Below are 12,935 nucleotides of genomic sequence, written 5' to 3' on the forward strand. Positions count from 1 at the left end.
TCGACTGCAGCCCCGTCCCTCTCGACGGGGGAAGGTTGGGATGGGGGTGTTGAGCTGACAAAACACGCCAGCGGATCACCCTCACCCTACGCCCTCTCCCATCAAGGGAGAGGGAATGCCGCGATGCTGACTATCTGCACCTCATCTGCACATTCCCATAAGGAATCGCTATGAAATGGAAACAAAGTAGCGTTTTACCCGGGTTTAATTTAGCGCTCGGGTATAGCGTGCTGTATTTATCGTTGATTGTATTGCTGCCATTGGCCGCTTTGATTAGTAAATCAATGGGTTTGGATTGGGCGTCGTTTTGGGCGATTGTCACCGAACCTCGGGTGGTGGCCAGTTATAAGGTGACTTTTGGCGCGTCATTGATCGCGGCGCTGATTAATCTCTTTGTCGGCTTGCTGATTGCCTGGGTGTTGGTGCGTTATTCTTTTCCCGGTAAACGCTTTATCGACGCCTTGGTCGATTTGCCATTTGCATTGCCAACGGCCGTGGCGGGGATTGCTTTAGCCACGTTGTATGCGCCCAATGGTTTGTTGGGTGCGCCTTTAGATCAGCTCGGCATCAAGATTGCGTTTACTCCCGCCGGTATTGTCTTGGCACTGACCTTTATCACCTTGCCGTTTGTGGTGCGTACGGTGCAGCCGGTGTTAGAGGACATGGAAAAAGAGCTGGAAGAAGCAGCATCGAGCCTAGGAGCAACCCGCTGGCAAATTTTTTGCAAAGTGATTTTACCAACGATTTTTCCGGCGCTGCTGACTGGTTTTACGCTGGCCTTTGCCCGCGCGATTGGTGAGTTTGGTTCGGTGATTTTTATTGCTGGCAATATGCCGTTTAAATCTGAAATCACGCCTTTGATGATTATCTCTAAATTAGAGCAATACGATTATTTGGGCGCGACGGCGATTGCGGTGGTGATGCTGGTGGTTTCATTTGCATTATTACTACTGATAAATGGTTTGCAGTGGTGGGTGACACGGCATCGTCGCTAGTTCTAGGAGAATAAAATGGCAACACAGATTGCAAACAGAGTAGTGACGACGGAAGCGCCTTGGGTACGTTATGCGCTGACGGGTTTGGCCTTGGTATTGATTAGCTTCATGCTGATTATCCCCTTGTTGTCGGTGTTTTTTGAAGCATTGCATCAAGGCTGGGGCTTGTATCAAGCATCCTTGGTTGAAAGCGATGCGCTGGCGGCGATTAAACTCACGTTGATTGTGGCGGCGATTGCACTGCCGTTAAATTTAACCTTTGGTGTGGCTGCGGCATGGGCGATTGCCAAGTTTGAATTTAAAGGTAAAAGCCTATTGATTACCTTAATTGACTTGCCGTTTGCCGTGTCGCCGGTGGTGGCAGGCTTGATTTATGTGCTGCTGTTTGGCGCACATGGTTGGTGGGGCGAGTGGCTGGCCGAGCACAATATTAAGGTTATTTTTGCGGTGCCCGGGATTGTATTGGCAACAGTTTTTGTGACGTTTCCGTTTGTGGCGCGTGAGCTGATTCCACTGATGCAGGCGCAAGGCACAGATGAAGAACAAGCGGCATTGGTGCTCGGGGCAACGGGTTGGCAAACGTTTTGGCATGTCACTTTACCCAATATTAAATGGGGTTTGCTGTACGGCGTGATTTTGGCCAATGCTCGGGCGATGGGGGAGTTTGGCGCGGTATCGGTGGTGTCGGGTCATATTCGCGGCATGACTAATACCATTCCCTTGCACGTTGAGATTTTGTACAACGAATACAATTTTGTCGGTGCTTTTGCTTGCGCGTCGATTCTGGCTTTGTTGGCGCTACTGACTCTGGCAATAAAAAGCTATATCGAGTGGCGTACCGAGCAGCAAGAAATCGCCGATCGTCGTGCGGCAACGCAAGCCTAAATGTAGCACCGTGTCGCCCAATTGAGCCCAATTGAAAGTCGCGGCGCGGCGACGCAGCAATCGATCAGAAACCGAATAGATCAGTCACCGTATTTGTGGCCTTAACATATCACCCTGATACGGTGGCACGAGGAATAAACCATGAGCATCGAAATTCGCAATATCGTCAAAACATTTGGCGACTTTAAAGCGCTCAATGACTTGAGCTTGAATGTTGAATCCGGAGAGTTAATTGCATTGCTTGGCCCGTCCGGTTGCGGCAAAACATCATTGCTGCGGGTGATTGCTGGGCTAGAAACGCCAGACTCTGGGCAAATTTTATTTCATGGTGAAGATACCACCGATAGGCATGTGCGTGAACGCCAAGTGGGCTTTGTCTTTCAGCACTATGCCCTGTTTCGCCATATGACGGTATTTGAAAACGTGGCGTTTGGCCTACGCGTTCGCCCGAAATCCACTCGGCCTAGCGATGCGGAAATTAAACGCAAAGTGCATGAATTACTCAATCTGGTGCAACTCGATTGGTTGGCCGATCGTTATCCTGCGCAACTCTCTGGTGGGCAAAGACAGCGTATTGCTTTAGCGCGAGCCTTAGCGGTTGAACCGAAAGTCTTGCTGCTCGATGAGCCGTTTGGCGCGCTCGATACCAAGGTACGTAAAGAGCTACGCCGTTGGTTGCGCCGTTTACACGATGAAATCAACGTCACCTCGGTGTTTGTAACCCACGATCAAGAAGAAGCGCTGGAAGTGGCCGATCGCGTGGTGGTGATGAATCAAGGAAAAATTGAGCAAATTGGTACGCCAACTCAAGTTTACGACACGCCAGCCAGCCCGTTTGTGTATCAATTTTTGGGCGATGTGAATTTATTTCATTCTCGCGTTCACGAGGGGTGGGCCAAGGTAGGCAGCGGTCAATTTGCCGCCGAGCCGGGCGAGCACGCCACCGTGTATGTGCGTCCGCACGAAATTGATTTGAGCCGTGTTGCCAGCCTGCATGCGATTGAAGGCACCATCACCCATATTCGCTTACTCGGCGCAACGGTACGACTCGAAGTGGAAGTGGCCGATCACGAAGTCGTCGAGGTCGAACTCACCCGCGAGCGACAACTCGAAGGCGCTTGGCAAGTCGCCGAAACCGTCTACCTCGTACCACGCGAAAGCAAAATCATCACCGCAGCCTAATGTGTTCACGCTCACCCAATATCAAGGGTGATATTGGGTGAGCGCAAATTCCAATCAATTGGTGATGGCAGTTGGCCATAAGCCGGCAAATTGAGTGGACAACTATTCTGGGTTTACGTTGCGCAAACAATAGTTTCTGCAACTAAAATCCATAGGTATCTGTTTAATGCCTACAACAAAAATCGCATTGATAAGAACTTTGATTAAAGAGTGCCTAGCTTGCTGTAAATTCTTCACGACTAAAGAATTTATTTTAATATTTATTGCGTACCAAACATTAAAACCACATAACACATGCTTAATTGTTATGTGGTTTCATTGTTATTCTACCTTGTTAAAAACTGGAAATACTAGATGCATATCCTACAGCCTTGTCAATATTTTTTGCTGCGCTAATTATATTTATAGATATGGCATCAATATTTATAGATGCTTCTATTGTAAAGCCTCTAGATCTCCTGTTGCAATTTTCTTCCCATCCAAAACTTAAAAGCGTGGTATTAAGGTTGTCCAATCCAGATGATAACATTCGCTCTACTCGACTCCAATCCTGGTCACCAGTATATTCCCAAGATACTTCAAGAATTATTTTATTTTTTGCATGATCAAATCGTACGCATATTTTTAGTCCATTTACTCCGGTATATCTAGCTGATGAATCATCATCACTCCACTTGTAAGATGCCATTGTGTTTATATGTATAGCGAGTTCTTCAGCAATAGTTTCTCCAGACACTCCCGTGGTGCCATTTATTGCATTATTTACTGATTCAATCTCGCCATTAATTTGAGCCATGCTCCATCTTCCGTATTGATTCTCTAATGTTGAATTTAGAATGAGCCTTGCAATAACTGCAGGTAAAGATTTCCACTCTTTACAGCTTAATTTTAAACACGCATCTATTACCGTTTTATTCCAGCTTGGTAATAAGTGTTGATCTGGGTACGGGTGAACTCCAGAACATAAATAATAAAGCGTCATTCCAAATCCATATGAATCAACTAACGCACTTCTAGAGTTTTGCCCTTCTACTTTTCTGCGTTGTTCTGGAGCCAAATACCCCAAAGCAGGGCTGTGCATAATAGATGCATCTTCTGCACCTTTATGCCAAGAAAGATCAAAATCAAGAACAATAACTTTCCAATCATCTGGGTTCGCATAAAAATCACTGACCATTATATTGGCTGGTCTTAAATCGCGATGATAAACTCGTTCAGGAACTCCGTGAGAATCAATTAACACAGAAGATAGTTCAAGAGCAATTTTTAGTCGAATGTACCAATTATTTGTTTGCTGTGCAGCAACTAGGCTTTGTAAGCTTGGGCCGTCGATCCACTCCATTATTAGAGATGGTGGGATTTCTGATGCATCATTAAATTCAACTACTCCATTAATTTTTCTATTTGTAATTATTCTTAATGAATTTACTCCTCGTCTAAAATTACGGTAAAAATCAACCTTCTTGAAGTTTTCTGGTTTAAGTACTTTAATCGCAAATTGATTGCCATCATTATCATGTGCCGCGTAAACAGTTCCAAATGCTCCGCCAGCCACTTCGCGTGTCACTGTGTAACCCAAAAATTTACCACTTCCAGATGTAGAAACATACCAACTTCTATGAATAGATCGTTCATACTTATTCAGGAATTCCTGATATTTAATGTCTCTATTTTTTATGTCTTTTTCTTTAAATATTCCAGCGACAATTTTATTTAATTCCAATCTAATTACTTCTTCATCTTTCGTAACTAAAACATCTGGATCTTGTTCATTAGTATTTGTCGCTAGTAGTTCGTCGTAGTTTATCACTGCACCGCTATACGTTACGGGTTCTTCTTTATTTTTATCATCTTCTTTAACGAGTTTTTTAAGCTCTTTTATCATTGATATTAGTTCAGAATGGCTACCATCTGTATTAGAATATCTAATAACTCTAATTCCATTGTCATTGGCCCATTTGTCCGTTGTGCTATCTGCTCTGTCAGTTATCCAGAAATTACCAATAAAATCACAGTTAGACTCTTTTTTAATAGCGTCCATAAATGTTGTTATAGCAACATCATCAGCGGTTACACCAATAAAGATTACCGTCGCGCTTCTAAACAATATATTTAACCATGCTTTGTACTCATTATTTTTTAGTAAGTCATCTAAATCTTGACGAGTAAAAGCCCAGCTATCAGAGTAATCTAAATACCCATGTGGGTATGCAATAAATGGTTTTCTTTCTTTTAAAAAATTTAGTGCAGTATTGAATTTTTTTGGATAGTGACTTATTGGTGTAAGTCCAGATGGGTGGCTTGTAGATGCTCGATGCGTGAATAAATCTAAATTTAATGTAACCATCCCTGTTGGTGATAATGACCATAGTTGTTCATAGATTTTAGGAATATCAATTGTATCGCTTGCACCAATAATTCTTTTTATTTCTGTTGAGAATGTTTCATTTCCAAGAATGGATTTGATTTTACCAATTCTCGTCCATAGATCTTTAATTCCATTTGCGTTTTGTATTTGTGATATAACCGAGGCTGAGTCAGTTTTATTAAATTCCCCGGCTCTATTTTTAGCTACTTCGATCAACTTATTTGCTAGTCCGCCCCAAGATGGAATGTGTGGGGAACTTAAACCTGCACCTGTCCAAAATACGATTGGACGCATTCTTTCAGAAAAAACAGTATGTAAATCTTTAAATTCATTTGAATTATTCAAAGTGCACCTTTGTTAATATTTTAATTAAACAATTGGTAATTATAAATAATAGGCAATATTAACATACAAGTAATCCGACCTAAGTTACCCTAGCCCGAAGCTATGAAAAATTATGTTGAACTACTTATTTCACAGCCCATAGGATAGCTTATTGCTTTGCGAAAATCGTTGTCATTGCTAATCTATTATTTATTTGATATGCCATAGACACTTTTTAAATTATTACATGATTAATTCTAAGTACGCACTCAAAAGATAGTTTGAATGCCATAGACACTACATAAATATAAATCAAAGATTTAGGCGGTGCTATTTTTGCATGCCTTAACGGCAGCAACAAAAACAGGCCTAATCAGGCCTGTTTCTCAAACTGTATTGCCGCACACCAAACGACTTAAGTGCTTACTTTGGCGATGCAGCATTCGCTCCGTGCCGATTTCATGCCCAAGCAAACAACTCGAATCCTGCATAAAAAACGCCGGATCTGGCGGTTTTGTTTCTGGCGTTAAAACTTACCAATTGGTTTCGCGCTCGGGGCTGGCTGAGGTTTGGTGGATGCTTAAATCGGCGCCGTTAAATTCTTCTTCGTCAGTCAGACGAATACCGACGGTTTTTTTCAATACGCCATAAACCAGATAGCCGCCAATAAAAGCAATGGCAATTCCGAGTAGGGTGCCGACGATTTGCGCCAAGATACTGACGCCACCTATGCCGCCCAAATAGTTGCTGCCAAATATTCCTGCAGCAATACCCCCCCATGCACCGCAAATACCATGCAGTGGCCATACGCCAAGCACGTCGTCGATTTTCCAGCGATTTTGCGTCAGGGTAAATAACCAAACAAACAGTCCGCCGGCAATACCGCCAACAACCAGCGCGCCTAATGGATGCATGATGTCGGAGCCAGCACAGACCGCGACTAAGCCCGCGAGTGGACCATTATGAATAAAGCCGGGGTCGTTTTTGCCGACCACGGTGGCCACTAAGGTGCCGCCCACCATCGCCATGAGTGAGTTCATCGCTACTAAACCGGAAATGCCTTCAATTTTTTGCGCGCTCATCACGTTAAAGCCAAACCAGCCGACGATCAAAATCCATGCGCCTAGGGCTAAAAATGGGATGCTGGATGGTGGATGCGCGGCAATACGGCCTTCTTTGCTGTAACGACCACGGCGCGCGCCCAGATGCAGTACGGCGGCAAGGCCAATCCAGCCGCCGACCGCATGCACCACCACCGAGCCAGCAAAATCATGAAAGGGCGCGCCAAACCAAGCTTTAAATAGATCTTGCATGCCAAAATTATTATTCCACACCATGCCTTCAAAAAAGGGATAGATAAAGCCGACCAGTAAAAAAGTCGCCGCTGATTGTGGGTGAAATTTGGCGCGCTCAGCAATGCCGCCAGAAACAATTGCTGGAATGGCGGCAGCAAAAGTCAGTAAAAAGAAAAATCGAACCAGCTCAAAACCATGGTTTTCTAGCATGGCGCTGGCTGGGCCAAAAAAATGCACGCCGTAGGCGATACCGTAGCCAATAAAAAAATAAGCGATGGCAGAAACAGCAAAGTCGGTCAAAATTTTAACTAAGGCATTGACCTGATTTTTTTTACGTACCGTGCCCAGTTCCAAAAAAGCAAAGCCAGCATGCATCGCCAAAATCATAATGGCGCCTAATAAAATAAATAAAACGTCGACACTACTCGCACTCATTGCTTGCTCCCTTAGTGATCAGCTTGAAAACGGATCGGCACTAAAAGCAAGCAGTATGCCATTGCCATTAAGTGGCTGATTTAAGGTGCTTATCTTGTTTTTTGCTACCGATCTGCGAGCGTCTGGAGCGCTTTCATGCGCAATAAGAGTGCAATAAGGGCAGCGTTAGCGTGCGTGACGGTTTATTTTGGTGCGCTTTTTTGCCGCGCATGGCGAAAGTAGCGCGTATTGGCATAAAAGTCGGCGTCTTGCTCGGGCCACCATTGTGGAATGCCCAAATACGGCAGGGGAGGGAGCTGGCGCGGGGTTTGTAGCGCGTGTAGCTCGATTTGTTCGGCAATTCGGTGATCGAGTTCTTGGCGTTGCGCGATTAAATCAAGCGCAAAAAAATCCGCGTCAACTTGAATCGGCCAGCATTTTCCGGTTAAACCCACAAAGGGTTGCAGTAGGTTTTCTAGTGTCGCGTGACCAAAAACAAAGGCGCTGATTTCTTGTCCCCATGCCTGTGCTTCTTCGACAAACAATGCCTGCCATTGGTGCGCGACCATCAGCTCAAGTAGCGCTGGGCGGCTATACGGCAAAATTAAGCCGCATTCATCAAAGAGGGTGGCCGCATCGCGCACTGGGCCACGGATTTTGCTGTCTGGATCGGCTTGCATCGCTTTAAAGTGCAGCGCATTGAGTGCGACTTTGCTTTTGGGGTAGGCTTGCCAAATCGTTGCGTTAAAAGTGTCATGCCAGTTTAAGCGGGTAGCTACACGGCCTTTTTGGTAGATTTCTAGCTCGTAATATTCAGTGATGCTATCGGGATCGACAAACTGAATATTGGCACCGCCTTGGGTTTGGATGCGCTCGCTCACCGTCAACCAATCGGCATGCAATGGGGCTTGGGAAAAGCGTTGTAGATAGGGTAAAACCGGAGCAAAGGCAGGGGTGGTCGAGAAAAAATCTAGGGGCCAAGAGGTCATAAAATTCAAAAATCAAACAGGGTTAAACAGTGCGAAGTTTAACCCTGATCGGGCGCTTAAGCTAAAACTTTCAATACGGCTTCATAGTTAGGCTCGTCTTTAATATCGGCAACGAGTTCAGCATGGATGACTTGATCATTCGCATCCAACACAATGACCGCACGTGCAGCAACGCCAGCCAATGGTGCGCTGGTGATTTCAACGCCGTAATTGGCCAAGAATTCACGACCGCGCATGGTCGACAAAGTCACAACGTTTTCAATGCCTTCGGCACCGCAAAAGCGGCTTTGGGCGAATGGCAAATCGGCAGAAATGCACAATACCACGGTGTTTTCGAGTTTGGATGCTGACTCGTTGAAATGACGAACTGACATCGCGCAAGTTGGGGTGTCAACGCTAGGGAAAATATTCAAAACTTTACGTTTACCAGCAAAGCTAGCCAAGCTCACGTCAGAAAGATCTTTGGCCACCAAGCTAAATGCCGGTGCTGTACTGCCCACTGCTGGGAATGTGCCGTTGAGGGTGACTGGATTGCCGCCAAGAGTAACTGATGCCATGTAATGCTCCTAAGTTTTTATATGAATGCTGCATGAAAGTAAGTGGGGCTGTTTTAGTAAATCAAAAGTGAGAGTTTATTTAAATAGCGTAATTTTTATTGAGTCGTTGGCGGACATAAAAAAGGGGCGCAGGGTATTGCAGACGCAAAAAAGCCAAGATGGATTGCTGCTCCGATCTTGGCTTTTAGCTTGGGGTGTTATTCGATACTGAGTACTTCGACTTCCGTTACGGCTGCGGTAGCGGTAGGTGGGTCGAGTAAATCGAGCGCCGACATATAGTTGGGCTCGGCATTGAGATCACTCACCAGCTCGGAATACAAAATAGTGTCGTCGACATCTAGCGCAAATAAGGCGGTGGTCATCAGGCCAGACAGCGGAATATCGGTAATCATCACGCCGTAGTCTTTATGAAAGTCACGCCCGCGCAAGGTCGACATTAATTGGATTTTAAGAAATCTTTCGGCATCCAAAATTCGCGATAGCGCATAGGGGGTATCAACCGATACCGTCATAATCACAGTGTTTTCGAGCTCATACCCTATGGTTTCGAGTTTTCTGGCGATAGTTAAACCAATCGCGGCATCTAGGCTGGGCACCACGGCGATGAGTTTTCTTTGCCCCCAAAATTTAGACAGCGGCACATCTTGTAAGTGAATGTCGACCAGCATAAAACTATGCGCCGTTTCACCTGCGCGAGGAAAACGGCCACCAATACTAACTGGGGTGCTATTGAGCATAACGGTCGACATTGCTGATCTCCTGATTGAATTTCTACTGTTAGGGTCTGTTGAAATTTGGTTTGCCAGGCGCAGGAAAAGCAAGTGTCAACAAACTTTAGTATGACTTCAAATGTCAGAAAAACAAGCGATCTTAATAAAACCAAAAGAGGGAGTAGCCAGTTGAATGTAAATCGCCCAAGTCCAATTGTAAGAAGGCGGGGATTTCTTCGTTGGCTTCGATGCGATCTTGCTGGCGCTCGTTTTGCACCAAATACTGTTTGGCGGTGAATACTTTGCGAACAATGACGCGTTCATTGTCGTCAGTCAGTGTGAGCTCTAGCTTGGGTAGTGCTTGGGCAAAAGGCGCTAGATTACGCAAGGTGGCGTTCAGTTGAATTAATTGCGGATTATTCGGAATAAAACTCAGCTCTGAATACTCCGAGCGCAGCAATTGCGCTTTTTGTGGCAGCGGCATCGCACAATCGAGCTTGGCGCACAGTGCCAGATATTTTGGCCGTAAAGCCGGAAAGTCTTGGCTGAGCTCAAGCCGGAATTGATACAGCAATTGCAGCACCAAGATCATCACTGCCAATAGGCTGGCTAGCGCCCACCAGCCGGTGTGTTGCGCGGTTTTTTTGTGCGGTACAAATAAATCGTCATCGCTCAGAATCGGTTGATATTCCGCATTACTATCGATTTCAATTTGGCTTGGGTTTGGCGCGCTCGCTACTGGCGCTGCGTCTGCCGCCGCTGCAGCGGCTAAGGCCAGTTCAATTTCCATTGCCAGTGTTGGGTCTTGTGCTGCGCTTGGTGTGGCGGCCGCTTCTACTTGGCTTTGAGCTTCGTTTTCAGTCGGCAATGGCGGTTCGTCATTGCTGCTGTTGCGGGCGAGCACTTCAAACTGGAGTAAATCGATTTCTTGGGCAATATCATCGGGTATGTTGCTATCGCCTTTATTAATTAAAGGCTCTGTGGCTATACTTTGCTGATCAGCTTGCGTATCGAGCGGTTCAAATACCGTTGCGATGGTGTCGGTGTGGCTAGCTGGGCTGTCAGGCTCAGCGAAGCTGGCTTGAGCTGCAATCTCACTGGTAGCGGTTGCGGTGTCAGCGATGTGACTGTCAACGGTCTCACTGGGGGGGATTTCATTGACAATGGCATCGTCGGACTGGTTTTGCTCATTGCTCGCTTCATTACCAGCAAGGGGCGCTTGCATAAAATCAGGCGCATGAAACACAAACGCACAGCGGCCACAGCGCACTTTGCCTTGATGTGCGCTGAGCTGCTGATCGGTTACCCGAAAGGCGGTGCTGCAATTAGGGCAGCAGGTAATTTGGTTCATGCGCTGACTTCACTCATTAAGCGGATTTGCGGATACCGGAGAGGCAAACCCAGCCTTCGTGCTCGGCTGCGGGCGAAAAATCAAACCATTCGCTGTAAATGGCGATAATTTCATGCGCTTGTTCGGCCAAAATACCCGATAGCACAATTTTGCCACCGATACGGCAACGGCTGGCCAGTAATGGCGCTAATGCTTTGAGTGGATTGGTCAGGATATTGGCAACGACTACGTCGTAGGTTTTGCTCGGCGCGGCATCGGGTAAATAAAACTGCGCGACCACGTTGTTTTGCTCGGCATTTTGGCGGCTGGCAATCATCGCTTGGGCGTCGATATCCACGCCATCGGTTTCTCCTGCGCCGAGTTTGAGCGCAGAAATCGCTAAAATCCCACTGCCGCAACCGTAGTCGAGGACGTTTTCACCGCCCAGCAAATTGGAATCTAGCCATTGCAAACACAGGCGGGTCGTTGGGTGGCTGCCGGTACCAAAGGCTAAACCGGGGTCAAGCTGGATGCTCACTGCCGCAGGATCTGGGCAGTCGTGCCATGTTGGGGTAATCCATAGGCGCGGAGAGATTGGAATCGGATCAAATTGCGATTGGGTTAAGCGCACCCAATCTTGATCGGCAACGTCGACAATCTCGAAACTTGGCGCAGGCAGCTGCAGGACTTGCGCTGCGTGCTCAACAATAGTGGCGACATCCATCTCAACATCAAACAGCGCCACTACAATGCTGGTTTCCCACAATTGATCGACTGGCTCACCGGGTTCGCCAAAAATAGGTTTTTCAGCATCGGTGCCCGCTGCTGCGTCTTCAATCGACACGGAAAGCGCGCCCAAATCAAATAAGGTGTCCGAATAGCCTTCTGCTTGTGCAGAATCGGTTGTTAGGCGGAGTTCTTGCCATGCCATGATGCTGTTCCTAAGTTCTGTAGGGACGTATTTTGCCACGAACCGCACCCTATCGACGAAAAAGCTTTTTGTGCTTGTTTACTTTGCGTCGCAAAAATGTTTAGGACCAGAGACTAAGGGCACGACTAAACCAATACGATCAGCTCTCCATACAGCAAATAAAATGCTGTTAGCGCCATCAACGAGGCCATGATGCCGTTAAACAGTTTGAGGTTTTTTGGCACTAGCAAATGGTGGCGCAAAGCATCGCCCAGCCATGCCCATAGGGCAATACATGGCAAATTGATAAGCGCACAAATCAGCGCCAAACTGAGCACTGCGCCCAGATTTTGCTGCCCGTGTGGCAAAAACAAAATCACCGTATTGAGGACCATCACCCACGCTTTGGGATTGATCCACTGAAACGCCGCCGCGGCCAAAAACGACATCGGCCGCGCAATTTGTTTGCCTTCGGGTGAGGCGGCACACCAAATTTGCCATGACAACCACAGCAAATAAGCACAACCGATGACACCCAAAATCGGCCGAACGCTACTGAGCACAGCCATCACCCATGCTAAAAACATCCCGACTAAAAACACCTGCACCGCATGGCCAATACTAATTCCCAGCATATGCGGTAGGGTGCGGCGAAAACCAAAATTGCCGCCTGAAGCGGCGAGCATTAAATTATTCGGCCCCGGCGTGACCGACATAATCGACACATAAGTTATTAATGCAATGTTCAGCACAAGCACCTCGGTAAGAAAATGAGCCTTGATAGTAGGGGGAATCTCAATGGCATGACAGAGGCATTGCCGGGGTGAATTGAGGGTTACAGTTTGATTGATCACTGCGCTGCAGAGGCGCTGGACTGGTTTTTCAGGCCCAAGTCGACGAGGCTGAGGTAGTCGCTATGCTCAATTTGAGTATCCGCATTTTTGATGAGGTATGCATCCGTAGCTCATATGAATTA

At 46.6% G+C, this 12,935-nt stretch carries 11 protein-coding genes; 3 read left to right on the forward strand and 8 right to left on the reverse strand.

From position 1 onward, the window contains the following. Positions 1-170: 170 nt before the first annotated feature. From cysT to K4H25_RS05525, 3 genes are all read left to right on the forward strand, one after another. The gene (gene cysT / locus K4H25_RS05515; RefSeq protein ID WP_173533425.1) at positions 171-995 is read left to right on the forward strand and encodes a sulfate ABC transporter permease subunit CysT; all 825 of its coding nucleotides are present in this window, start codon (positions 171-173) and stop codon (positions 993-995) included. Positions 996-1,010: 15 nt separating this feature from the next. Further along, complete coding sequence (gene cysW / locus K4H25_RS05520; protein ID WP_221022365.1) at positions 1,011-1,880, forward strand: sulfate ABC transporter permease subunit CysW; 870 nt, start codon at positions 1,011-1,013, stop codon at positions 1,878-1,880. Positions 1,881-2,021: 141 nt separating this feature from the next. Next, entirely contained in the window at positions 2,022-3,062 is a 1,041-nt protein-coding gene (locus tag K4H25_RS05525; RefSeq protein WP_221022366.1) for a sulfate/molybdate ABC transporter ATP-binding protein, read from the forward strand. 334 nt (positions 3,063-3,396) lie between these two features. Here the strand turns inward: K4H25_RS05525 and K4H25_RS05530 are convergent, their stop codons facing one another. From K4H25_RS05530 to K4H25_RS05565, 8 genes are all read right to left on the reverse strand, one after another. Continuing rightward, positions 3,397-5,775 (reverse strand): protein kinase domain-containing protein, encoded by a 2,379-nt coding sequence (locus tag K4H25_RS05530; protein ID WP_221022367.1) that lies wholly within the window; start codon positions 5,773-5,775, stop codon positions 3,397-3,399. Between the two features lie 512 nt (positions 5,776-6,287). After that, a complete protein-coding gene (locus tag K4H25_RS05535; RefSeq protein WP_221022368.1) occupies positions 6,288-7,484 on the reverse strand; it encodes an ammonium transporter in 1,197 nt (398 codons plus the stop codon). A gap of 182 nt (positions 7,485-7,666) precedes the next feature. Beyond that, on the reverse strand, positions 7,667-8,452 hold the full coding sequence (locus K4H25_RS05540) for a DUF3025 domain-containing protein (protein WP_221022369.1): 786 nt from the start codon (positions 8,450-8,452) through the stop codon (positions 7,667-7,669). A 56-nt stretch (positions 8,453-8,508) separates the two neighbouring features. Further along, positions 8,509-9,009, reverse strand: a complete 501-nt coding sequence (gene tpx, locus K4H25_RS05545) for a thiol peroxidase (RefSeq protein ID WP_221022370.1) — start codon at positions 9,007-9,009, stop codon at positions 8,509-8,511. A gap of 197 nt (positions 9,010-9,206) precedes the next feature. After that, positions 9,207-9,758, reverse strand: a complete 552-nt coding sequence (gene tpx / locus K4H25_RS05550) for a thiol peroxidase (RefSeq protein ID WP_221022371.1) — start codon at positions 9,756-9,758, stop codon at positions 9,207-9,209. 121 nt (positions 9,759-9,879) lie between these two features. Continuing rightward, on the reverse strand, positions 9,880-11,070 hold the full coding sequence (locus K4H25_RS05555) for a DUF3426 domain-containing protein (RefSeq protein WP_221022372.1): 1,191 nt from the start codon (positions 11,068-11,070) through the stop codon (positions 9,880-9,882). Between the two features lie 16 nt (positions 11,071-11,086). Next, positions 11,087-11,980, reverse strand: coding sequence for a 50S ribosomal protein L11 methyltransferase (gene prmA, locus K4H25_RS05560; protein ID WP_221022373.1), 894 nt, complete (start codon positions 11,978-11,980; stop codon positions 11,087-11,089). Between the two features lie 125 nt (positions 11,981-12,105). After that, positions 12,106-12,711, reverse strand: coding sequence for a LysE family translocator (locus tag K4H25_RS05565; protein ID WP_221022374.1), 606 nt, complete (start codon positions 12,709-12,711; stop codon positions 12,106-12,108). Positions 12,712-12,935 lie beyond the last annotated feature (224 nt).

The organism is Deefgea piscis (assembly GCF_019665785.1).
Taxonomy (GTDB): domain Bacteria; phylum Pseudomonadota; class Gammaproteobacteria; order Burkholderiales; family Chitinibacteraceae; genus Deefgea.